The organism is Bacterioplanes sanyensis (assembly GCF_002237535.1).
GTDB classification, from domain to species: Bacteria; Pseudomonadota; Gammaproteobacteria; order Pseudomonadales; family Oceanobacteraceae; genus Bacterioplanes; species Bacterioplanes sanyensis_A.
In genome coordinates this window covers 1,179,829-1,201,910 of record NZ_CP022530.1, presented here as the reverse complement: position 1 = coordinate 1,201,910, position 22,082 = coordinate 1,179,829, and the positions used below count along the sequence as shown (strand labels likewise).

21 protein-coding genes are annotated in these 22,082 nt (G+C 53.9%); 13 read left to right on the top strand and 8 right to left on the bottom strand.

Annotated elements, in window-relative coordinates:
• The first annotated feature begins 492 nt into the window (after window positions 1-492).
• From CHH28_RS05625 to CHH28_RS05605, 5 genes are all read left to right on the top strand, one after another.
• Window positions 493-2,112, top strand: coding sequence for a M28 family metallopeptidase (locus CHH28_RS05625; protein WP_094059394.1), 1,620 nt, complete (start codon window positions 493-495; stop codon window positions 2,110-2,112).
• A gap of 280 nt (window positions 2,113-2,392) precedes the next feature.
• On the top strand, window positions 2,393-3,247 hold the full coding sequence (locus CHH28_RS05620) for an AraC family transcriptional regulator (protein ID WP_199244009.1): 855 nt from the start codon (window positions 2,393-2,395) through the stop codon (window positions 3,245-3,247).
• 13 nt (window positions 3,248-3,260) lie between these two features.
• Complete coding sequence (locus CHH28_RS05615; protein WP_199244008.1) at window positions 3,261-3,995, top strand: AzlC family ABC transporter permease; 735 nt, start codon at window positions 3,261-3,263, stop codon at window positions 3,993-3,995.
• Window positions 3,992-4,300, top strand: a complete 309-nt coding sequence (locus CHH28_RS05610; RefSeq protein ID WP_094059393.1) for an AzlD domain-containing protein — start codon at window positions 3,992-3,994, stop codon at window positions 4,298-4,300. The genes CHH28_RS05615 and CHH28_RS05610 overlap by 4 nt, the downstream gene beginning before the upstream one ends.
• An 85-nt stretch (window positions 4,301-4,385) precedes the next feature.
• The gene (locus CHH28_RS05605) at window positions 4,386-5,192 is read left to right on the top strand and encodes a hypothetical protein (protein ID WP_094059392.1); all 807 of its coding nucleotides are present in this window, start codon (window positions 4,386-4,388) and stop codon (window positions 5,190-5,192) included.
• Here CHH28_RS05605 and CHH28_RS20340 read toward each other — a convergent pair whose 3' ends face one another.
• The 4 genes from CHH28_RS20340 to CHH28_RS05590 form a co-directional block, all read right to left on the bottom strand.
• Window positions 5,193-5,318: a hypothetical protein gene (locus CHH28_RS20340; protein ID WP_269843679.1), complete on the bottom strand. Its 126-nt coding sequence runs from the start codon at window positions 5,316-5,318 to the stop codon at window positions 5,193-5,195.
• Window positions 5,319-5,403: 85 nt separating this feature from the next.
• The gene (locus CHH28_RS05600) at window positions 5,404-7,569 is read right to left on the bottom strand and encodes a transglutaminaseTgpA domain-containing protein (protein ID WP_094059391.1); all 2,166 of its coding nucleotides are present in this window, start codon (window positions 7,567-7,569) and stop codon (window positions 5,404-5,406) included.
• Window positions 7,566-8,774 (bottom strand): DUF58 domain-containing protein, encoded by a 1,209-nt coding sequence (locus CHH28_RS05595; protein ID WP_094059390.1) that lies wholly within the window; start codon window positions 8,772-8,774, stop codon window positions 7,566-7,568. The genes CHH28_RS05600 and CHH28_RS05595 overlap by 4 nt, the downstream gene beginning before the upstream one ends.
• The gene (locus CHH28_RS05590) at window positions 8,771-9,802 is read right to left on the bottom strand and encodes an AAA family ATPase (protein ID WP_233243757.1); all 1,032 of its coding nucleotides are present in this window, start codon (window positions 9,800-9,802) and stop codon (window positions 8,771-8,773) included. The genes CHH28_RS05595 and CHH28_RS05590 overlap by 4 nt, the downstream gene beginning before the upstream one ends.
• A gap of 167 nt (window positions 9,803-9,969) precedes the next feature.
• Here CHH28_RS05590 and CHH28_RS05585 point away from each other — a divergent pair, with 167 nt between their 5' ends.
• The 8 genes from CHH28_RS05585 (at window position 9,970) to CHH28_RS05550 (ending at window position 18,207) form a co-directional block, all read left to right on the top strand.
• On the top strand, window positions 9,970-10,986 hold the full coding sequence (locus CHH28_RS05585; RefSeq protein WP_094059389.1) for an ArsR/SmtB family transcription factor: 1,017 nt from the start codon (window positions 9,970-9,972) through the stop codon (window positions 10,984-10,986).
• Window positions 10,983-12,194, top strand: coding sequence for a methionine adenosyltransferase (metK, locus tag CHH28_RS05580; protein ID WP_094059388.1), 1,212 nt, complete (start codon window positions 10,983-10,985; stop codon window positions 12,192-12,194). The genes CHH28_RS05585 and metK overlap by 4 nt, the downstream gene beginning before the upstream one ends.
• 16 nt (window positions 12,195-12,210) lie before the next feature.
• Entirely contained in the window at window positions 12,211-13,593 is a 1,383-nt protein-coding gene (ahcY, locus tag CHH28_RS05575; protein ID WP_094059387.1) for an adenosylhomocysteinase, read from the top strand.
• Window positions 13,594-13,656: 63 nt separating this feature from the next.
• On the top strand, window positions 13,657-14,493 hold the full coding sequence (metF, locus tag CHH28_RS05570) for a methylenetetrahydrofolate reductase [NAD(P)H] (RefSeq protein WP_094059386.1): 837 nt from the start codon (window positions 13,657-13,659) through the stop codon (window positions 14,491-14,493).
• A gap of 101 nt (window positions 14,494-14,594) precedes the next feature.
• Window positions 14,595-15,701, top strand: a complete 1,107-nt coding sequence (locus CHH28_RS05565; protein ID WP_094059385.1) for a polysialyltransferase family glycosyltransferase — start codon at window positions 14,595-14,597, stop codon at window positions 15,699-15,701.
• Window positions 15,689-16,243 carry a YrbL family protein gene (locus CHH28_RS05560; protein WP_157729793.1) on the top strand — a complete coding sequence of 185 codons (555 nt, stop codon included), beginning with the start codon at window positions 15,689-15,691 and terminating at the stop codon, window positions 16,241-16,243. The genes CHH28_RS05565 and CHH28_RS05560 overlap by 13 nt, the downstream gene beginning before the upstream one ends.
• 265 nt (window positions 16,244-16,508) lie before the next feature.
• Window positions 16,509-17,408, top strand: a complete 900-nt coding sequence (locus CHH28_RS05555; RefSeq protein WP_157729792.1) for a glycosyltransferase family 2 protein — start codon at window positions 16,509-16,511, stop codon at window positions 17,406-17,408.
• Window positions 17,409-17,514: 106 nt separating this feature from the next.
• Window positions 17,515-18,207 carry an AarF/UbiB family protein gene (locus tag CHH28_RS05550; RefSeq protein ID WP_094059382.1) on the top strand — a complete coding sequence of 231 codons (693 nt, stop codon included), beginning with the start codon at window positions 17,515-17,517 and terminating at the stop codon, window positions 18,205-18,207.
• Here CHH28_RS05550 and CHH28_RS05545 read toward each other — a convergent pair.
• Genes CHH28_RS05545 through CHH28_RS05530 form a run of 4 tightly spaced genes read right to left on the bottom strand, consistent with a single transcriptional unit; the run spans window position 18,158 to window position 22,082 of the window.
• Window positions 18,158-19,444, bottom strand: coding sequence for an O-antigen ligase family protein (locus CHH28_RS05545; RefSeq protein ID WP_094059381.1), 1,287 nt, complete (start codon window positions 19,442-19,444; stop codon window positions 18,158-18,160). The two genes, CHH28_RS05550 and CHH28_RS05545, sit on opposite strands and share 50 nt — an antisense overlap.
• The gene (locus CHH28_RS05540; protein ID WP_094059380.1) at window positions 19,441-20,580 is read right to left on the bottom strand and encodes a CDP-glycerol glycerophosphotransferase family protein; all 1,140 of its coding nucleotides are present in this window, start codon (window positions 20,578-20,580) and stop codon (window positions 19,441-19,443) included. Before CHH28_RS05540 ends, CHH28_RS05545 begins: the two co-directional genes overlap by 4 nt.
• A 13-nt stretch (window positions 20,581-20,593) precedes the next feature.
• Entirely contained in the window at window positions 20,594-21,070 is a 477-nt protein-coding gene (locus CHH28_RS05535; RefSeq protein WP_157729791.1) for a chemotaxis protein CheW, read from the bottom strand.
• Window positions 21,054-22,082: a chemotaxis protein CheB gene (locus CHH28_RS05530; protein WP_094059378.1), complete on the bottom strand. Its 1,029-nt coding sequence runs from the start codon at window positions 22,080-22,082 to the stop codon at window positions 21,054-21,056. The genes CHH28_RS05535 and CHH28_RS05530 overlap by 17 nt, the downstream gene beginning before the upstream one ends.

The window sequence follows — 22,082 nt, the reverse complement described above, 5'->3', positions numbered from 1 at the left end:
CGCCCGTTGCTGTTGTTATTATTCGGGCGTAGTCAAACAGGCGGGGAAATCATCTCCCTCAACTGCATAACCAAAGAAATGATGCACCCACAACCGCGAGCAACTCACCCATTTTGTCTAAACCGAATTGGCATTTAATACCAATGACATAGAGCCGCCCTAAACTAGCGCAGAATTAATAACCCACGCACCAAACTAGTCCGACCGCATTAGCCAGCCAACCACCATCTACTTAGACAAAATCACCAATAGAAATAGGAACTTGCAATCGCACCAACAACAATACGACACTCAAGCAATAAAAAAGCGACGCCAATAAAATAAACTTCACCAGAGAAAACACAAAAGAAATAATTAACCATAAAAACAAATTTCATGAACTAAAAACCTGAATCCATCATGACCGCCATATCGTCCTAATCCATCCAATACCCCACCGCAGTTTTGTGATTTTCTACATCGGCCCCAACCACCTACGCAGATGGATACACCATGTTCAAAAAAAACTATCTTTATAGCGCTGCATTGGCTGCCACATTGGTATCGGCACCTCAAGCCTTTGCTGTCAGCATGACTTCGTCCAGTGATATTTTGGATCGCTACTGGAGCCCAGATAAACTGGGTTTTCTGGAATGCCAATACGGTGTCCTTAACAGCACACCTCTAGGGCTGCCACGCTGCATACAAGCCAGCAATATTCAGTACCATCTTGAAATGCTGTATGGCATCGCCCAAGCCAACAACGGCAATCGTGCGGCAGGGCTGCCCGGATATGGCGCCTCCTTGGACTACATACAACAAACACTGGAAAGCGTGGGCTACCAAGTCGAGCGCAAAGCTTTTCCCTTTAACATGTACTACGAGTTGGGCGATGGTGTGTTAGAAGCCACCGGGCCAGAGCCCAGCACTTATGTGTTTGATCAGGACTTCACCTACTTCTCACAAACCACGGGTGGCGATGTAACGGCGCCGGTCACGGCTGTGGATGTGCAATTGGGTGCTGGCAATACCTCCAGCAGTGGCTGTGAAGCGGATGACTTTGCCGCATTCCCGGCTGGGCATATCGCCCTGTTGCAGCGCGGCAGTTGCGCTTTTCAAACCAAGGCAGAGAACGCTGCCGCAGCAGGTGCTAGCGCGGTGATTATTTTTAACCAAGGCGATAGCGACGATCGCAAAGATCTGCTCGATGCCACTTTGGGGGATGGCTACTCAGGCGGCATTCCAGCGTTGTTTGCTACATACGACAACGGCGCAATGTGGTCGCAAATCTCTGATTTAGAGCTGCGCCTTAAAGCGGATGTGGTGCGTGAGCAAACACAGTCATACAACCTGGTGGCTGAAACCGCGCGCGGCGATGGTAGCAATATCGTGATGGCCGGCGCGCACCTCGATTCGGTATACGCTGGCGCTGGCATTAACGACAACGGTTCTGGCAGTGCAGCGCTATTGGAAATGGCCATCCAAATGAGCAAAGCCTTCCCGCGCAACAAAGTTCGTTTCGCTTGGTGGGGCGCGGAAGAAGCCGGCCTGGTCGGCTCGACGGAATATGTAAAAGCGCTGTCTGATGAGGAAAAAGCCAACATTAAGGTGTACCTCAACTACGACATGATTGGCTCGCCAAACTTCGGTAATTTTATTTACGATGGCGACGGCTCCAGCTTTGATTTGCAAGGCCCGCCCGGCTCTGCCGCCACAGAAAAACTGTTTGAAAAATACTTTGGGCTGCGCGGCCTGGCGTTTGAAGGCAGCGAGATCAGCTTCCGCTCCGACTACGCCCAATTCTTTGAAGAAGGCATCGCCTTTGGTGGTTTATTCACAGGTGCTGAGGGCATTAAAACCGAAGAGCAAGCGGTGAAGTTTGGCGGCGAGGCCGGCAGCGCCTACGACCCGTGTTACCACGCACAGTGCGACGATCTGCTTAACATCAATACTCGCGCTTTGGAAATCAACGCCGATGCCAGCGCGTTTGTTACCAGCTGGCTGTCGCTGTCGACCAAAGCCATTGATGACGAGATTGCCGCCAGTGAGGAACAACCAGAAGGTCGCCTGTCAGGCATGAGCTACCAGCATGGCTATGACAAAACGCACTGGGGCAAGCACTGGATCAAATAACATCGCGGCTCGATGTAGTCCCTTTTGGGGCGCTTAGCGCCCCCTTTTTACATTGCTGTCAGCTTTCTCACTGCTGTGACAGCCTTTCTACTCACAGGTTTGTTTGTGGCAACTGGGCCAGTGATTTCCTTGCGATCCATGACCTGAAGTCCTAGATTCCCGCCTAATAACAGTATCTATCGTTCTGGCCAGCACGATGGTAACTGCGCAATCCCGTACAAGTACGATGCCTCAGGCAAGTTATAGTAGTCTGCGTAGGAACAAGTCAGGACTCAGCCGCATGAGCAGTCACAGCAGCGATCAAGGTGCATCAAACGAATTTGCCCAGTATCACCACAGCGATATGCTCGGTGGCCTGGAGCTGCTGCGTGCGCGTTACGAGACTCGTACCTTTGGCAAACACAGCCACGAAGGCTTCACCATCGGCGTGATTGAGCAAGGCGCGCAAAGCTTCTACCGCACCGGTGGCCAGCACATTGCACCGGCGGGCACCGTCATTTTGGTCAATGCAGATGAAGTCCACGATGGCCATGCACAAACCCACGGCGGTTGGGCCTATCAAGCCCTGTATCCATTACCTGATCAACTAGCGCAGCTGACTGAGTCGCTGACCCAAGGGCGTATGTCGACGCCTTATTTTCCACAGCCCGTGGCTTACGATCCGCAACTGGCCCATGCTCTGCGATTGGCGATGAATGCCAGCAGCGATGAATACTGCAGCCGCCTGCAACGCGAAACCTTGATGGCCGATGCTTTGCAGCAGTTGATTGTGCGCCATGGTCGTCATCGACCACCAGTGGCACAAACCCCTCGCGCGCAACGTCAAGTTGAGCAGGTCAAAAGCTTTTTGGACGAGCACCCGACAGCCGATTTATCGCTGCACGAGCTGGCCCAAATGGCGTCGCTGAGCCCTTACCATATGGCGCGAGCATTTAAGCGCCAATACGGTTTGCCGCCACACGCTTATCAGATTCAGGTGCGCCTGCGGCGTGCCCGCCAGCTGCTTCGCCTCGGCTTGGCCGCCACCCAGGTCGCCCACGATTGTGGCTTTCATGATCAAAGCCATTTGCACCGCCACTTTGTGCGCGCCATGGGCACCACGCCCGGTCAGTATCAATCCTGCCTAACGGCCTAAAGAGAGTTGCTTTATGTCTGCAAAAACGTCTTGCTGGCGCGGCTGCGTCGCGATGATGCCATTGAATCTGGCAGTGCTGCCGTGGGGCGTACTGGCCGGCTCGTACGCCATTGAATCTGGGTTCAGCGCCTGGCAAGCACAGGCCATGTCGGTGTTTGTTTTTGCCGGTTCAGCGCAAATTGTCGCCACCGGCATGTTGGCCGCGGGCAGCGGCATGTTGGTGCTGTTGCTCACTGTGGCGTTAATTACCGCCCGGCACTTGTTATACGCATTGAGTATGCGTGATCGCATTCGCCCCTTGCCCAGCCGCTGGCGTTACGCACTGGGTTTTTTGCTCACCGATGAATTGTTTGTATTGGCTGCGCAGCAAAAACCACTCGACAAGCATTACGCCCTCGCAGCTGGTTTGTCATTTTACATCTGCTGGAACTTATCCACTGCCCTGGGCATTGTTGCAGGCCAGTCGATCGAGCAACTGGACGAGCTAGGTCTCGACTTTGCCGTCGCCTCCACGTTTATCGCCTTATCCATTCCGGCCATTCGCAACATGGCCACCCTGGCAACTGTGATGGTGGCGCTGTTATTGTCCGTCAGTTTGAGTGTTGCCCAAGTGCCAGGAGCGCTGTTGATCAGCGTCCTTACCTCCATGATGACAGGCTACGCGATACAGCGCTGGCGGCCAACGCCAACGCCAACGCCAACGCCAACGCCAACGCCAACGCCAACGCCACAGGAGGTTGAATCATGATCTGGGCCAGCATCGTTGCCATGACCCTAGTGGTGTTTGCCAGCCGCTATGTGTTGCTGTCACCGGCCATTAACTTTCGTCTCAGTGGTGAATTTCAACAATTTATGAGTTATTGCGCGCCAGCGGTTTTGACCGCCATATGGGCGCCACTGGTGATCATTCAGGACGGTCGCATCGCTTTGGATAGCGACAATCCATATCTCATTGCCGCCGCTGCAGCGATCCTGTTGGCACTCGTCACTCGTTCTGTGTTGCTGACGTGCATACTCAGTATGCTGCTGTTTGCTTGGCTGGCACATGGCTAGCCTTAAGTTTATTGCATAAGGATCGAATTTAGTTTTTTCACGAATGTCTGTATCATGCTTGGCTGAACACAAAGGACGTGACCCAATGAAACTACTGTTTTTATTTCTTGCCATTGCTATATCCGGGTGCGCAGTCAAGCAGAGTTCCATCAACAAAAGTTCTGAAAGCAGCGCGATTCAGCTTACGAAGGATATCTCTGTTCAGAACTCCACTGCACTCGACAAGTTAGTTACCAGGCTAAACTGGTCTACAAGTGAATTTGGCGATCACACGAAATTTTCCACGTGGTGGTGCCAAGCAAAAGACAGAAGCAACCAACTAGAAATAGTCAGAGAACAATACAAAGAGCTATGCCGCTCAAAAGGAGGGATTTACGCAAAGCCCTTTTGCAAAACACCGTTCGGAACAGACTTAGTGATATTCTATGCGAACATTCATAGTGATGGCATGTGCACTGACTACTATCAAAAGTTTTCAGCCTCAATAGTCGAACCACTTAGCCAACTGGAGTCACCAAATTATCTCGCCACGCTTAAATCACTGGGTTACTTAACAGAAAAGCAGGCTCAAATAGCGAAGAAAGAAGAAAACAAAAATAAGCACATAGATGCTCGAAATAGGCATATGAAAAACCAGAAGTTCATTGAGCAGCTCGAAGAAGAGGTGCAGGAAATGCAACGTATTGGAACAGCCGTATGCAAATATCAGCCCTCCCCCTTGGGAATCGTGAAATACTATGGCTTCACCGAAAAATCAGCGAATAATAAAATAAAAATATTTATTTCAAATGCTCATTGGAAAGATAGTCCGAATGGAACGATTGGGGGATTCAAGCAAACGTACACATGGGACTCCCCATACAACTGGAGACTCTGCCGCAATCTGAAATAGCTACTTGATGTGATGACACAGCCTGTCGCCGTAATAATCGTTGTCGTAGTTGCAGTCCGTCGACGTATTTTTTGCACGCTTTTCTACCTGCAATATCCCGCCCATAAATACTTCGATAAAAGCCATAACACTCTCCTCTGGTTGATGTCGTTAAGATACACACCAAGCCACTTAGCAAAGAAATCAATTCCGCCTAATTGTCTGATAGCTTTTATCGTTTTATCAGCTGCTCGGCCGCTTGTTGCGCCCATTGTTGCCATTGCGCCAATGGTGCCGGTTGTTGCTGATACAAGTAATCTCCAATCGATGCGGTGAGTTGTTGCAGCGATGGCGAGGGTAACTGCTGCGACCACTCATCGGCAGGTTGTGACGGTTGGCGCTCGACCCCATGCAGCAGACCAATACGCTGCAAATGAAACAGGTAAAACCTCAGGCTGGCATCGGCATCACCGGGTTGATAGCGCTGCAACTTCCACTGACTCCAACGAGCTCTGGCTTGCGGCCACCAGCGCGGACGCAGCAAGTAGGCTACCAAAGACACCAGAGCCAACAACAACCACAAAGGCCATAAACCCAGCAGTAGCCATTTCAGCAGTGCCAGCACCACGGTGACCAGGGTATAGACCAGCATCCACAAGCTGCTGAGCAGGCCCGCGAGGGACCAACCGCCGTCGGCTGCCTGTTGGCGACGAGCGATATCCTCGGCGTACTGTTGGATTTGCTCGCCGGCAAATGGGCTCGACTGCGGCTCTGGTAAATCGTAATACGCGGTTGGCTCGAAGGTCACCCAGCGCCCGTCAATCCAGGCTTCGGTCCAGGCGTGACCATCAATAGCACGAATCTCAAAATAGCCAGTGAGTGGATTTTGACTGGTAGCACTGAAGCCGGTAATCAGTCGCGCCGGTATGCCAATGCTGCGCAGCATTACCGCCATAGCACTGGCGAAATACTCACAATGGCCGCGCTTATCTTCAAACAAAAAACGGTCCAACGGCGTTTCACCCTGTGACTGCAGAATCGACTCAAAGCTGTAGTCGTACTGTGTGCGTAAGTGCTGTTCCAGTGCCACCGCCTTTGCCATTGCATCATCAGCACCCTGGGTAACGTCTCTGGCCAAGCGGTGTATGCGGGTGTCGAATAACTGAGGTAATTGCACGTCGTAGCGATCGGGTGCAGCGGCCTGCGACACCGGACGCCCCTGGTAGCGCACATCGGTTGAGCGCACGCTGTAGCGCGTCCCCGGCGTTAACGTGGCCGGCAGCAACGGATGTCCGTATTGATCCAACCCCACGCTGCTGGAAGGCAGCCACAAAGTCGCCGGGTCCGGCGCCACCGGCAGCCAAGCCGGCATTGGCTGGACAATCTCGATCACCTGTAAGAAGTCACCCTCACCTTTGCCGAGCTGCACTTTGCCACGATCATCGGTGCGCAATTTGCGCGAGATGTCTTCACTGCTGGAGGACCAACGAATGCCGTCAAAGGTGTCGAAGGTGCGTACTTTGAGATAAGCACCACGGTCGGCCTTCATGCGCGCCACCATGGCGTTCAAATCAACACCACCGCCGCGCTCACCGTCACGAATATCAAACTGCTCGTTAAAGCCAGCGTACGAATAATCACCATCGGCATCGGACAGCTCGGTAATCTCGTTTAGCTCGTCGTAACCTTCTGGGGTGGTTCTTTCGACCTCAGATTTTCGTTGTTTTTGATTGTCTGCTGGCGGCGCACTTTGCGCCTGTGATTGCCACTGCTCGTTGTGGTAGAAATCCGGGCTATCCGCTTGATATCCGCCCCAGTTCAGTGGCGACAACCGGGGCACCAGCATGTACACCAATACCGCAATCAGCACGGTGATCGCGGTGACTTTCAACCGTGCCGCTGCCCCCGGACCACGGAACTGAGCGCTGTGTTCACCGCGATCCAGCCAGGCCTCACTCAATGAAAATGCCGCCAGCAAGGTAAACAGCAACATCACCAACAAATAGCCGCCGCTGGTGGCCTCGGCAGCACCGCTCAGCAACAATACAAAGCTCACCAGCTGCAACAGATAGTACTGCCGATAGGTATTGGTGATACTGGCCAAGGCCAGCTGAATCAGTACCAGCAACACACTCAGTGCTGGCAACAAGCCCATCGTAAACAGCAAACCGAGAAACGCCATTAAGCCAGTGGCGGCCAAACCGTCGCTTAACGTTTTATTCGCTGCAATGTCATCACGTTTGGTCCAAGCGCGTTGCAATACAACGCCATTAGCCACTAAGGCGAGTGCGCCCAATAGAGCCCCCAAAGGCGCACCAAACAAGGTGCCCAGCGCACCGGCAGTAACCACCGTTAGCTGCAGTGCCAGCCAGAAGAACACCGCTTGCCGATAAATCATACGGACAGTACCTGATGTAGTTTGCTCAGCTGATGTAAGTGCAGCAGCCAGTGATCGCTGCTCAGCTGTCGCCAACCTTGTGCGTAGTTGGCCATGGGCAGATCAAAGCTGTCGGCGGCATAGACCAAGTCCAAATGTCCGCCGCAGCTGGGCATATCCAGCGTTTGCCGATCGGTGCGAATGGTGACAACGATGGGCGGCTCCTGACGTTGGGCCACCGCCTGTCGTATGGCATCGCTGTAATCCTGCTGCCCGTCGGCTTGAACACCGGCCAACGCCCACAAAGCATCATTGATGTTGGCGCTGCCGGGCTCAACCGACAGCGTCGTTGTGCGATCCCCCGCCACCACCAATGTGGCCGACAGCTGCTGGCGCCGTGCAAACTCCAGCATGGAAGCGCCAATTTGTAACGCGTACTCAAAGGTCGTATCGCTGCCTTGGCCCAAACAGTGTTCGGCATTGCCATCGATAACGATCAGCCAGGACGGTTGATCAAAGCTGTGGAACTCACGCACCACCAACTGTTGTTGCCGAGCCGAGGCTCCCCAGTGCACGTGCTTCATACTGTCACCGTCACGATGCGGGCGCACGCCTGCAAACTCACTGTGCGCGCCACGACTCATTTGTGAATCTGCACCCACCATCAGCGGGTTGTCCGCACAGGGCTGCGGCAGTTGGCGAATACTGTGTACTTTGGGCTGCACGCGAACTTCACACATCGGACTCGCTAGCGTGGTAGGACGTTGCACAAAGCCAAATGGCCAACCACAACTCAGTTGCGGCGCCGGTAACTGATACACACCGCGCGGCGGGCTGGGGTAGGACAGCTGAATTGTGCCCGCCTCCAGACGCGGCAGAAAATGCTGCTGCGGCTGCCCTAATAATGACTCGGTGACGGTCACAAACAACAGTGGCTGGCGCGGCTGACATTGATACTGCAACACCAGTTCACCTCCAGCACTGGCTTCCCCCCACTGACGTCGCTGAATGCGCACGCCACGCATTGCCCACCAGGGCAGCAACCAGCTGACGGCAATCAACGCCAACATCAGTGCCAGGCTGCCGTACAACAGCGCAATGCCTCGATTCCATGCCATTAAAAAACAGGCCAACGACATCAGCCATAAGAACCGATGGGCGTTCATGTATCGCGCCAACCAGGTCGTCAGCGGCCGCAGTTGTGCCTCCAAACTGCCCTGACTCATGCCGTTGTATCAGCCTTAGGCGCAGCGTCGCTGGCTTTGTCGTCGGCGGCGTAATCCGGTACTGCCACCGAGGCTAACAGTTGTTGCCAGAACTCCTGTCGCCCCTCAGCACGCTGCAATGTTGCATCACGAAACAGAATACGATGCGCCAGAATCGGCTCCAGCAATGGCTTGACCAGCGCCGGGGTGACAGCGTTTTTGCCGTTCAACAACGCTAGTGCCCGCGCCGCCTGCATCAGTGCCAATGAACCACGTGGGCTAGCACCAAGTTTGACGCCGACATGCTCGCGAGTGGCACGCACCAGTTGGCTGATGTAGCGCGCCATTGGCTCACTCAGAGTGACCTTATCGACCTGACCTTGCAGTGCCAGCACCTGTGTTTCATTAAACAATGGCTTGATCTGATCCAGAGGGTGGCCTTGCTGCTGTGCCAACATCAAAGCAACTTCCTGATCTTCATTGGGATAGCCCAAGCTAAGGCGCATAAAGAAGCGGTCTAACTGAGCTTCCGGCAGCGGAAAGGTGCCGCTGAACTCCACCGGATTTTGTGTCGCCATCACCATAAACGGCTTGGGAAGTGTGTAGGTCTTGCGATCAGCAGTGACCGTGCCTTCTGCCATGGCTTCTAACAACGCAGATTGGGTTCGCGGCGTCGCGCGGTTGATTTCATCCGCCAGCAGCAAGTGGCTAAAGACCGGCCCCGGCATAAAGTGGAACTGATGTTCTTCGGTGTTGTAGACACTGATGCCGGTAATGTCCGTTGGCATCAGGTCCGGCGTGCATTGAATGCGCTTCATTTTGAGTGACAGCGCTTTGCCCAGCGCCCGCGCCAACGTGGTTTTACCAAGCCCGGGCGCATCTTCAAGCAATAAGTGTCCGCGACTCAGCAAACACACCATCACCAACCTGAGCGTTGCCGGTTCCGTCTGCACCACACTGGCCAGTGCCTGCTGTAGCTGATGAATCATGGCCTGAACTTTGGGTTGTGCGGACGCGCTGTCCGGCGAGGCGGTGCTATTGGCGCTCATGGGGGCTTCCTGTCAATCAATGTGGGCTGAAGTATGCCTGCCAGACGACGCTCTCCCAAGAGTGAATCCGGACGACTGGCTAAAGCTGTGACTTTAGTCCATTTACTCGCCAAACCTATATCAAAAAAAATTGATATAGAACAAAAAACCACCTAATATGCACACTTATGGAAACTCCAACCGGCGCTCACTTAGATCATCAACGACTGGCCCAGGCGCACAAAGCCGCGGGGGATGCGCTACGGTTGAGCATTTTGCAGCTGCTCGGGCGCGGTTCGTTTGGCGTGTTGGAATTGAGCCAGGTGTTTGACGTCAAACAGTCCGGCATGAGTCACCACTTAAAGGTACTGGCCCAGGCCGGGTTGGTGAGTACACAGCGTGAAGGCACGAGTATTTTTTATCGCCGCCCGCTGATCAGTGGCAACGATGCCTGGAGTCAGTGGCTGCGCACCACCTTTAGCGCCATTGATGCCAGTGACGGCCTGCAAGACAGCGGGCTGCAGCACAACCTGAGTCGGGTATTGAATGAGCGCACGCGCGCCTGTGCCGAGTTTTTTGCTCGCAACGCGGATGCGTTTAAAGAGCAGCAGGACCTGATCGCCTCCTACGACCAATACGGTCAGGCGCTAGAAAGCTGGCTGGCTGGTTATCAGGGGCAAAGCCGCTACGCTCTGGAAGTCGGCCCCGGCGAAGGCGCGTTTTTGCCAGCTCTAGCACAGCGTTTTCAACAGGTCACCGCACTGGATATTTCCGCACCTATGCTGGCTCAGGCCAATGCCATGGTGAATCAGCATCAGCTGAGCAATGTCCGCTGTGAGTTGGGCGACACCCAATGGTTGCTGCAGCAAGAGCATCCAGCGGTGGATTTCGCGGTGGCCAATATGGTGTTGCACCATGTGCCTGCGCCACAAAATATTTTCGCCGACGTGTATCAGCTACTAGCACCGGGCGGTGCTTTGCTGATTACCGATTTATGTCGCCACGATCAAAGCTGGGCCAAGCAGTCCTGCGGCGATTTGTGGCTGGGTTTTGAACCCGATGATTTAACCGACTGGGCCCACAGCGCTGGTTTAACAGCAGGCGACAGTCAATTTTTGGGACTGAGAAACGGTTTTCAGATTCAGTTCCGTCTGTTTTATCGCCCCGCGCGCGGCGCGGAATCACCTTTAGAGAGGACGCTATGAGCGAATATTCCATCTTCACCTCCGAATCGGTATCCGAAGGCCATCCGGATAAAGTGGCCGATCAGATTTCCGACGCCGTACTCGATGCCATCATTGCTCGTGATCCGTACGCGCGCGTCGCGGTCGAAACCCTGGTCAAAACCGGTATGGCGGTGGTAGCAGGCGAGGTCACCACCTCGTGCTACGTGGATTTGGAAGACATCGTACGCGACGTCATTACCGGTATTGGTTACAACAGCTCGGACGTCGGCTTCGACGGTGCGACCTGTGCGGTACTGAACGGCATCGGCAAGCAGTCAGTGGATATCAATCAAGGCGTTGATCGTGCTAAGCCGGAAGATCAGGGCGCTGGCGACCAGGGCCTGATGTTCGGTTACGCCACCAACGAAACACCGAACCTGATGCCAGCACCTGTGTATTACGCTCACCGTCTGGTACAGCGCCAATCTGAGCTGCGTCGCAACGGCATGCTGCCGTGGTTGCGCCCAGACGCCAAATCTCAGGTCACCATCAACTACGAAGGCGAAACACCGAAAGTGGATGCCGTGGTGCTGTCGACTCAGCACGACCCGTCGATTGATCAAAAAGATCTGCGCGAAGCGGTATTGGAAAACATCATTAAGCCAGTACTGCCAGCTGAGTGGCTGACCGAAGACACCCTGTATCACATCAACCCAACGGGTAACTTTGTGATTGGCGGCCCTGTTGGTGATGCTGGCCTGACCGGCCGTAAAATCATCGTTGATACCTACGGCGGCATGGCCCGTCACGGTGGTGGTGCCTTCTCCGGCAAAGACCCTTCCAAAGTTGACCGCAGCGCCGCTTACATGGGCCGCTATGTAGCCAAGAACATCGTTGCCGCAGGCCTTGCGGATCGCTGTGAGATTCAAGTGTCCTACGCCATTGGTGTCGCCGAGCCGACGTCGATTTCAATCAACACCTTTGGCACCGGCAAGATCAGCGACATTGAGCTGGCCAAGGTAGTGCGCGACGTGTTCGACCTGCGCCCGTACGCCATTCAGAACCAACTGGAACTGCTCTACCCCATGTACCAACTGACCGCCGCTTACGGTCACTTTGGTCGTGAACCGTTTGAGCACACTTACGAATACGAAGAGAACGGCGAGCAGAAGAGCAAAACCTTCACCGCCTTCACTTGGGAAAAAACCGACAAGGTCGATGCTTTAAAAGCAGCGGCCAACGTATAAATCAGAGGCAATTTTCATGACTCAATTTACCGATTACAAAGTCGCCGACATTAGCCTGGCCGAATGGGGCCGCAAAGAAATCGACATCGCCGAAGGCGAAATGCCAGCGCTGATGGCACTGCGCCGCAAGTACAAAGACGAGCAGCCACTGGCCGGCGCCAAGATCATGGGCTGCATTCACATGACCATTCAAACCGCCGTGTTGATTGAAACGCTGGTGGATTTGGGCGCCGAAGTGCGCTGGTCATCGTGCAACATCTTCTCGACTCAGGATCACGCCGCCGCTGCCATTGCTGCGGCCAACATTCCGGTATTCGCTTGGAAAGGTGAAACCGAAGAAGAGTTCCTGTGGTGCATCGAGCAAACCATTCGCGCGGAAAAAGACAGCGAGCAAGTGTGGGATGCCAACATTATTCTCGACGATGGCGGCGATTTGACCGAGATGGTTCACACACGCTTCCCGCAAATGCTGGACGCCATTCACGGTATTTCTGAAGAAACCACCACCGGTGTGCATCGCCTGTTAGACATGCTCAACAAAGGCGAGCTGAAAGTACCGGCAATCAACGTCAATGACGCTGTGACCAAGTCGAAAAACGACAACAAGTACGGCTGCCGCCACTCGCTGAACGACGCCATCAAACGTGCCACCGACCACTTGCTTAGCGGTAAAAAAGCATTGGTAATTGGCTACGGCGACGTAGGTAAAGGTTCTGCTGCATCGCTGCGCCAAGAAGGCATGATCGTTAAGGTCACTGAGGTAGATCCTATCTGTGCCATGCAAGCCTGCATGGACGGCTTTGAAGTGGTCTCACCTTACATCGATGGCGTTAATACTGGCACCCTAGACGGCGTGAACAAGCAGCTGCTGGGCACCACCGACCTGATCGTCACCACCACAGGCAACGTCAACGTGTGTGATAAAAACATGCTGCAAGCGCTGAAAAGTGGCGCTGTGGTATGCAACATCGGTCACTTCGACAATGAAATCGATACCGCCTACATGCGTGACAACTGGCAGTGGGACGAGATCAAGCCACAGGTGCACAAGGTCGTTCGCGATGCAGCCAGCAATGATCACCTGATTCTGCTGTCTGAAGGCCGCTTGGTGAACCTAGGCAACGCTACCGGTCACCCATCGCGCATCATGGACGGCTCGTTCGCTAACCAGGTACTGGCGCAAATGTACTTGTACGAGCACAAGTTCGCCGACCTGCCAGCCGAGCAAAAGGCTGAGAGCATTTATGTGAAGGTACTGCCGAAGAAACTCGACGAAGAAGTGGCTAAGGACATGGTCGAAGGCTTTGGTGGCGTGATCACCCGTCTGACCCAAGAGCAGGCCGACTACATCGCTGTCAACGTTGACGGTCCGTACAAGCCAGAAGCATACAAATACTAACGTGTCGGGCATCAAGCTACCTGGGCAGTAGCTTGATGCCGACCCTGACTGTGGCACAACACTATGACTACCCTGAGTTTCGAGTTCTTCCCTACCAAGACCGACGAAGGTACACAAAAACTGCTACGCGTTCGTGACGAACTGGCGCAGCACAATCCCGAATTTTTCTCTGTCACCTATGGCGCTGGCGGCTCCACCCGTGACCGCACTTATGCCATCGTCAAAGCGATCCAGGACAGCGGCATCAGCGCCGCACCGCATATGTCGTGTGTTGGTGACAGCAAGGCAGAACTGCGCCAACTGCTGCATGACTACCAAGCGTTAGGTATCAAACGCATCGTGGCGCTACGCGGCGACTTGCCCTCCGGTGCCGGTCTGGCCAGCAGCGAGCTGCGTTATGCCAACGAGTTGGTGGAATTTATCCGCGATGAGACCGGTGACCATTTTACTCTGGAAGTAGCGGCTTATCCGGAGATGCATCCACAAGCCAGCAACTTTGACATTGACGTGCAAAACTTCGTTAACAAGGTCAAGGCGGGGGCTGACAGCGCCATTACCCAGTACTTTTTTAACGCCGACAGCTACTTTCATTTTGTTGATCGCGTGCAGGCCATGGGCGTCGATATTCCCATCATTCCGGGCATCATGCCGATCACTAATTACAGCAAGCTGGCCCGCTTTAGCGATGCTTGCGGCGCCGAGATTCCGCGCTGGATTCGCAAGCAGTTGGAAGCCTATGGCGACGATGTCGACAGCATTCGCCAGTTCGGGCAACACGTTATTACCGAACTGTGCCAACGCCTGCTCGATGGCGGCGCTCCAGGGATTCACTTCTACACCCTGAACCAAGCCGAAGCCAGCCTAGCGGTGTGGCAACAGCTGAGTCATAGCGCTAAATGAGCACATGACGACACCCGTCGGCCTGAAACACGGGCCGACCGGTTTTCACTGCCTTGCCATGGCAGTACTATAGCGGCTTGTTTCTAGACCCCGGCCAACTCATGGCACACTCTCTGTATCTTGCGTCCACGCCGCTGCACATTCTTAACTCGGTAGCCATTGCCAGTTCACAACCGTCAGCCACAGCGCATCTGTGGATGATTGATCAGCCCAACACCTTGGATAACCCTTACTTTCAGGTGCTGAACGATTGGCAGCAATCACCCTTCGACGGCTTGCACATCAGTGCCGGACAACAAGGTGGCGTCAGGCGTAAGTTAGCATCCAGAAAACAGATCTTTGCGCGCTTGCGCGAGTGGGTCGAAGCACACCAACCAAAACATATTTACACCGGCAACGATCGACGCATTGAGTTCCAATACGCCATGCATTGTGCCCAAGCACAGGCAACGGGTGTGTATATGGACGAAGGCACCTTTACTTACGTTGGTCGCAAAGCCTCGACCAGTTGGTCGGATCGTATTGTCGACAACGGCCTGAAGAAACTGGCCTATGGCCGTTGGTGGCATAGCCCGAGAACCATTGGCGCATCGCGCTGGGTGAAGCAAGTTTATGCCGCTTTCCCGCAATGGGTGCACCCGCTGCTACAGCGTAAGGAGCTTATCGCGCTGCAACCGTTGTTTACCAACAACGCCGCAGTGACGTCGTTTTGCACGGAACTGGCGAATTTTTTCGATGCGCCGACCGAGCATCTTGCGCAATTGGATTGCGTACTGACTCTGCCGCACGAATCCATCATTGATACTTTGCCCGGCTATCGCGACGCCATGCTAAATACGGTGGCGCAGCTGCAGCAGGCCGGGTTGAAAACCGGTATTAAGTATCACCCGCGCAATCAACAGCCCGATATTCTCAATGCCAGTGCGCTCGACGGCTTTACGCTGATTCCCCATCAGATTCCGTTCGAAGCTTTGCTGCCCCTGTTGCCGGAGCAAGTGATCGTGATTGGTGATGTGTCGTCCACACTGATTAACAGTCGTTGGCTGAAACCCAGCGCCAGGCTGCTGTCCATTGCCAACCCCAAGGTGGCGCTGTACCAGCAGTTCTGCCAGTTGTTTGAACGCTTAGGCGTACAGGTGTTAGAAAGCAGTCAGCTCCCCAGCGCCCTCACCCACTTATTGCAACAGGAGCCATCGTGCTCACACTGACACCCGAACTGCTTCTGGGGCAGGGGCGTGATCGCGCTTGTTATCAACATCCAGATGATCCCATGTTGTGCGTAAAAGTGGCCATTCGGCGGGAAAAACAAACGCGCCGTGAACGGCGCTATTTCAAAGTGCTGCAACAACAAGGCAAGAACACGCGTCAGCTGGCGCGGTATAAAGACACCGTTGCTACCAACTTGGGCACTGGCGCAGTGTTTGAACTGATCCGAGACCAGGATGGAGCCCTGGCGCTGACGTTACGACAAGCCATTGAGCAACAACAGCTCGATGCCTCAGAGGTGATGCCATTGGTGCAGCGTCTGCGTGACTACCTATTTACTCAGGCCATCTGCGTGCGCGACTTGAGCCCCAACAATCTGATGGTCCGCCGCACGGATAGCGGCTCTGATTTGGTGGTGATCGATGGCGTTAGCAACCCGGGCGTCAATCCACTGAACTTCTACTGGCCATGGTTGGCGCGCGTGTATCTTAACAAAGCCTGGCAATCATTCGAGCGTAAGTTAAACCGCCTGCTTCCCGCCTAATCAGCCACTCAAGTCGCAGGTAATACCACTACCTGCCACCATTACTCTGAAATCAAAACCACGCCGAATGGGCAAAATGTGCATTTTGTCCAAACGTCATGGTTTTGTAATTGTGTTGATTTCAATCAGTGATACCATTGTGAAACAGTTAGATCCCTAGATGGAACAATAATAAGGCGCAGCGCCTTCTCGTCGCTGTAAGCGCAACACTGTGTTCTGGGGACGTCATTATTCTGTTTCGGAAGGTAGTTGCATGCATCTCACTATGAATCTGTTGGTCAAGAACGAAGCCGACATCATTGCCGAGAACATTAAGGTCCACGCAGCGCTCGGCGTTGACAGTTTTGTAGTGATGGATAACGGCTCAACCGACGGTACCGTTGCGGTAGTCAAAGCGCTTTCACAGCAATATCACATCACTTTGATCGAACGGCCTGAGCTGGATTATCAGCAAAGCAATTGGAAAACCGAGATGGCGCGCATTGCGCGTAAAGAACATGGCGCCGATTGGACCATCGCCAACGACGCTGACGAGTTTTGGATTCCGCGCCAAGGGTCGTTAAAAGATGAGCTCAGTAAAACCGGCTCTATCATCAGCTGTCGCCGTCGTAACGTGTTGTTTGATCAGCACGCCTTCGACGCCCAGCGACCGTTCTACACCCAGACTAACTGCGTGCAATACCCGGTGTTGTATCAAAAAGGTACCGAACGCAAAACCGATCAGATGTCGATTATGCTCGGCAACATTCACGGCAAAGTGATGGTGCGATCACTGGGTATGCTGCGCATCAAAGGCGGCAACCATCGCGCCTGGCACGCCTGGGGCTGGTGGAACCAGCGTCACAGCGACAATATCACCGTTTACCACTACCCCATTCGCTGCAAGCAGCGCTTCCTTAACAACATTCAAAATCGCGCCCAATTGTTGGAAAAAGGCGTTACCAAAATGGGCGACCACTACCGCCGCTGGGTGGGGTTACTGCAGCAGGATCAAATGGACTGCGAGTTCAAACGCTTGGTGCTAACACCCGAATACAAATCTTGCTTGCTCGACCTCGGCGTGATTGAAGAAGACACTCATGCACGCGACACCATTTCCGCAATATTGAGCGGCGCCATGCCAGTGGTGGAAACCAGTAAAAATAACGCTTTGCAACCGGCCTGAGCCGTCCTCAGACGCAGCTAAAGCAACACTCTGTCGCACCATAGCGGCAGGAAATGAGAGGCGTTTTTGTTAAGATTCTGTCATTCATTGTAAAGACGACAGACTCATGACAGGACTTGTCACTATTTGTGACCCTCACGGACAGCCGCTGCAACGCTTTGTGCGCACACGTGGTCAGCCTCAGCGCCCCAAACAGCACAGGCTCAAACAATTGTGGGTGGACAGCAAACCCTCCACCGTGGGGCCCTCATGCCAAGATGGTGAGATTATTAAACTCATCAAAGCACGCCGCTGGCACGAACATATTAAGATTTTATGGGCCCACAGTCGTACCCACAAAGAGGTGGTTGGAGCCGATCTGTTGCAACAGCTGGGGTTAAACACACCCGCCATTCACGAGATGGGGATCAGCCTGCCGATTTTCCCGCAGTCGCGTTACATCGGCTATTACGTGATGGACAACTTGCTGAGCCAAGGGCTGCAGGAAGTGCATCAGCTATTTGAAGACCCGAATACTCCTGAGTCACTGCGCCTGACCATCATCGACAACATCTGCGCAGGTTTGCAGGCAATGTACCGCAATAAGATCGTCTTTACCGACTTTCATCTGGCCAATGTATTCTGCAACAGCGACGGTGATCTGACCTGGATCGATACCGGCATTACCGTTTACCACATGCGCAACAAGCGCGAACAAAAATACGCGGCGTCCATTCAGCGGCTGGTCAACTATTACGACGACAGCATGTTTACTCAACAGGAGAAGCAGCGCCTGCTGCAGTGTTTAGCGATCGCTTAGCGGCACATTGGCTGACGTAACTGACCAACACCGTCTGCACAATCATGAAATAGCCAATGGTGATCTTGAGCGATAAGAAGATTTCTGACAATCCATACACCAAGCCCCCAAACGATACCGTCAGCCCAGCATACGCTGCCAAGCGTGTATCAGGGTGGCTGCAGTGACGCGCAAAAAAACTGATCAAAAACGCGTATAAAGCGACATAGAAAACCAGGGACAACAGGCCACGAGTCGACAATACCCACAGCACATCATTATGTGCGTGTTGCAACCACAAGGACGCCGACGTTTCTCCCAGCGCATGCATCGCCTCTTTGGTGGCCATAAAACCAGCCTTGCCCTGACCCAGCAGCGGACTGTCGGTAAAGGTTTGCCAGGCCACCTTCCACAGCTCAAAGCGCTGACCCAATGACGTCTGCGCATTGTCCTCAACAAAATACTCGTTGAGGCTGTTCATTGTCTCACCCACACGAGCAGTGACGGTGGCTGAATTGCTGAGCCCCAGAATAACGATCAGGGCCGCGGTGACACTGAGCACCAGTGTCTTGCGCCAAGTGCGACGATCCAGCCACCACCAAGCCAATGCAGCCACCAACAGCCATAGCAACCAATACACCCATACGCCGCGGGTCTGCGACCACACCGTGGCAACAAAGCCCATTAAAGCAGCGAGCAACAACAGCACCCTGACGGCCCAGTGAAAGCGGCTGTCCAGTACCATCAGGTAGCAGATCAAACCAGTAGTAAGGCTGACGATGCCAAATGGAATCGGTAACCCGTGATGAATACCGCGCACATCGCCGGCACGCAGATCTTTCAGCACCACCACCAAGGTCATCAACATGGCTGCCATTGCAATGGCCGCCAGCCAGCGCCGATCTAATTGAATACGAGCGAACACCGCCAGCAGTCCCAACGGCAATAAATACTGCCAATAACTGCGAAAGCCGGTTTCAACCCACAAATCACCCGACACGGCGAAGCTAATTAAGGCGCCAAAAAACAGGCCACAGGATAATAGCAATAAGGTTTTCTCGGAAGAAAACAGCGGCCGCTGCGCCGGCAACAGATGCAACAACGGCAGTAGCCAGACTAGGTGCGTCAACTGAGCTTGCGACGGGCTGGCGTCCAGGTGTATTGCCACAAACACCAGCGCCACTAAAAAGGCACCCACCCGGATTAAATAGCGCTGCCAATCCAATGCCTTGAAGCTGCTTGTTGATTGCTCGCTCATGATGCTGGCAACGCTGCGGTGATTTTTTCCTCGACCATGGCATGGTGGCGCTCATCGGCTTGGCGCCAATCACCATGCACATAATAATCGCGGTACAAATACTGCAAAAAGCGTTCTCGCAAAACTGGGTCCGGCGCGTTAGGTCGCCGACAGGCCTGAGTCAGCTCAGTGGCGTTTGTCACCGCCGTTACCAGCCCATCAATGTTGTAAAACGCCTGCCCTAAGGTGATCACCGGCTTGTTTAATAACAACGCTTCAAAGCCAACACTGGAGTTTATCGTCAGTACCGCATCGGCCTGTTCGATCAACACCTGGGTATTGGCCTGGTTGTAAAAGCGGATTGAGTCATGGGCCTGATGCAAATGTCGGTAATCGTTCTTGGAGCTTGGATGCTCCTTTACCACAAACACTAAAGGTTGCTCACACTGCTGCAGCACACGGCTGAGCAATTGGTGCAACTGCTCCATATTGTTGATCCACGGCGAGTACTCAACAATTTGCGTATCTGAATCGACTTGGAACGGCACGAAGACGTATCGCGGAGGCAACTCTTGCTGCTCCTCTTTCGCTAACGCGCCTTTGCGTGGTTTGCGCTCGGTCAGCTGCGCCGGCAACTGTTCGGCGGCAATATTCAGTTGCCGATAAAAGTGCGCATCTCGAGGAATACTGCTGGCGTAATTCACGCCTCGTTCGTCGACCGTGGTGGTGTTTGGAAAAGCGCCATTTTCAAAAAATATAAGACGCGTTGCTGTCGTTTCGAGCAGTTTGCGCACCATTTTCTGGCGCCATTTCATACCACTCCACAGCCCTACTAAGTGATAACGACGCTGACCGAAAAAGCGCTCGGCTCGTAGCCAGAACGAATACACCTCTAGCCAATAACGCAGCTGTAGCGCTACACGCTTAGCCGGATTAAGGCGATAGCCCTTGGACTCCTGCTCTACTGTGGTGACACGCAGAGCAACAATGCTGCTCAAAAAGCGTCGTTCAGCCTGTGATAACCGTCTGGGCAACACCGCCAGAGGCAAACGATTGTCGTGCAAAACATCGATATCAATTTTGTCGGTGCTGCTCGCAACGGCGGCAAAATAACGTTCCTGATGGCGGTTTACCGCCAACAGCAGAGCAGAGGGCATGTTGCAAATGAACTCAGGTATGACTCAGAAGAGTGGATTCTACATTATCCAGATCAGGAATCATCGCCGTTTCGTTGTCGACAGACACCGCCTGCGCATCAAACGGCCCCATGTTCATCGCTTCCACTGACTGCAGATCCTTTTCATGCACGTGCACAATGCGCGGAATGCCTTGAATAAGCAGCGCAAAGAACGGCATTTGCGGATGAGCGCCAACGCCATTAATGATGGCAAAACGTGCATCTGGGTTCGGTGCTGGAGCTCCTTGCTTATTCAGCATTTCATAACACAGAACAGGCACGGTAACGCCGCGCCAGTCAACACGCCCGAGTACCCAGTCAACGGTCGAGTTGGTGGTGAGCAGGTGCGAAAACGGCACAATTTCAGCCACAGTTACGTTGGGCAACAGCATGTTTCTGTCTTTCAGCGGCAACAACAAACAGTTCAGCCGTGATGGGCCTTTAGCCGCCGATTTAGGAAGCTGACTCATGGGTTTCCATCCAATAGTTTTTAGTAAAATTAACCAGCTGCAACGCCAATTGATAGGGGTCGCCGGTATAACTGGTGCGCCCGGTTTCCCGCGCGCTGTCGGGCATGGAAGAGCTTGCACAACTGGAGGACGATTGCGCCCAAATCGGGCCATGGCCGTCGGCCAAACTGACGATCGCCTCGCTGCCGTCATTACCCATGCCGCTAAATAAAATATATCCCGCGCGATGGCCGTAATAATGGTCAACGTTGAGGATGACCTGATCAATCGACGGACCATATGGGCCTGGCCACTGGTGGCCTTTGTCGACTGTAAGCCCGGCGCCATCGAAGCAAAATTCCTGACGAATCGGTGCTACTAGCACATCACCGCTACACAAGCGGTAGCCTGGAGCAAACGCACGCATCTGGTAATCGCAATGACGGCCGATGCTTTGTCCCAGGGTATTTTCGAACCTCGGGTCAATGTGTTGTGCGTACACAAACGCCAGCGGCAACCCCTCTGGCAGGGCATCGAGAAATTCTTTTACCGCTTCTGGTCCACCCAACGAAGCGCCGAGCACCCACACCATAAATGGCTCTTTACTGGCAGGTTGAGTCAGCACCGGCGGCAGCAATACTTTGTTGTTGACCTGATTAGAGAGCGAGTGCAATACGGAGGCGTCCTCACTGACCACAGGTGCATCGTGCAGCACGGAACGCAGCTTGGCGTACAGCCTTTTTTCCCAGCGAGGAAAGGTGGGGCAATGTTTTTGCGGTGCTTTGCCCATGCCCATAAGGACCGGCACTTCGGTATCTAGGAGCTTTTCTAGCCAGTCGATATCGCTATTTTCATCTTCGTGGCGAACATCGACCAGCCAGGCGTCAACCTCAGGGATGTGGCCGTCCCCGAGCAGTAAGCGCTGGGGGTCCATGTTGGCGCTGACCTCAAAAGCAAAATCCCGCAGCGCACTACTCAATAAGTGCTGCTGCAGGCGGTCATCGGACACAATGCCGATGCGCGGTGCGGGCAT

Excerpts from the sequence above, each read along its gene's own strand:
- CHH28_RS05625 (WP_094059394.1), top strand. The coding sequence starts at position 493 with ATGTTCAAAAAAAACTATCTTTATAGCGCTGCATTGGCTGCCACATTG.
- CHH28_RS05620 (WP_199244009.1), top strand. The coding sequence starts at position 2,393 with ATGAGCAGTCACAGCAGCGATCAAGGTGCATCAAACGAATTTGCCCAG.
- CHH28_RS05615 (WP_199244008.1), top strand. The coding sequence starts at position 3,261 with ATGTCTGCAAAAACGTCTTGCTGGCGCGGCTGCGTCGCGATGATGCCA.
- CHH28_RS05610 (WP_094059393.1), top strand. The coding sequence starts at position 3,992 with ATGATCTGGGCCAGCATCGTTGCCATGACCCTAGTGGTGTTTGCCAGC.
- CHH28_RS05605 (WP_094059392.1), top strand. The coding sequence starts at position 4,386 with ATGAAACTACTGTTTTTATTTCTTGCCATTGCTATATCCGGGTGCGCA.
- CHH28_RS20340 (WP_269843679.1), bottom strand. The coding sequence starts at position 5,318 with ATGGCTTTTATCGAAGTATTTATGGGCGGGATATTGCAGGTAGAAAAG.
- CHH28_RS05600 (WP_094059391.1), bottom strand. The coding sequence starts at position 7,569 with ATGATTTATCGGCAAGCGGTGTTCTTCTGGCTGGCACTGCAGCTAACG.
- CHH28_RS05595 (WP_094059390.1), bottom strand. The coding sequence starts at position 8,774 with ATGAGTCAGGGCAGTTTGGAGGCACAACTGCGGCCGCTGACGACCTGG.
- CHH28_RS05590 (WP_233243757.1), bottom strand. The coding sequence starts at position 9,802 with ATGAGCGCCAATAGCACCGCCTCGCCGGACAGCGCGTCCGCACAACCC.
- CHH28_RS05585 (WP_094059389.1), top strand. The coding sequence starts at position 9,970 with ATGGAAACTCCAACCGGCGCTCACTTAGATCATCAACGACTGGCCCAG.
- metK (WP_094059388.1), top strand. The coding sequence starts at position 10,983 with ATGAGCGAATATTCCATCTTCACCTCCGAATCGGTATCCGAAGGCCAT.
- ahcY (WP_094059387.1), top strand. The coding sequence starts at position 12,211 with ATGACTCAATTTACCGATTACAAAGTCGCCGACATTAGCCTGGCCGAA.
- metF (WP_094059386.1), top strand. The coding sequence starts at position 13,657 with ATGACTACCCTGAGTTTCGAGTTCTTCCCTACCAAGACCGACGAAGGT.
- CHH28_RS05565 (WP_094059385.1), top strand. The coding sequence starts at position 14,595 with ATGGCACACTCTCTGTATCTTGCGTCCACGCCGCTGCACATTCTTAAC.
- CHH28_RS05555 (WP_157729792.1), top strand. The coding sequence starts at position 16,509 with ATGAATCTGTTGGTCAAGAACGAAGCCGACATCATTGCCGAGAACATT.
- CHH28_RS05550 (WP_094059382.1), top strand. The coding sequence starts at position 17,515 with ATGACAGGACTTGTCACTATTTGTGACCCTCACGGACAGCCGCTGCAA.
- CHH28_RS05545 (WP_094059381.1), bottom strand. The coding sequence starts at position 19,444 with ATGAGCGAGCAATCAACAAGCAGCTTCAAGGCATTGGATTGGCAGCGC.
- CHH28_RS05540 (WP_094059380.1), bottom strand. The coding sequence starts at position 20,580 with ATGCCCTCTGCTCTGCTGTTGGCGGTAAACCGCCATCAGGAACGTTAT.
- CHH28_RS05535 (WP_157729791.1), bottom strand. The coding sequence starts at position 21,070 with ATGAGTCAGCTTCCTAAATCGGCGGCTAAAGGCCCATCACGGCTGAAC.
- CHH28_RS05530 (WP_094059378.1), bottom strand. The coding sequence starts at position 22,082 with ATGCCCGCACCGCGCATCGGCATTGTGTCCGATGACCGCCTGCAGCAG.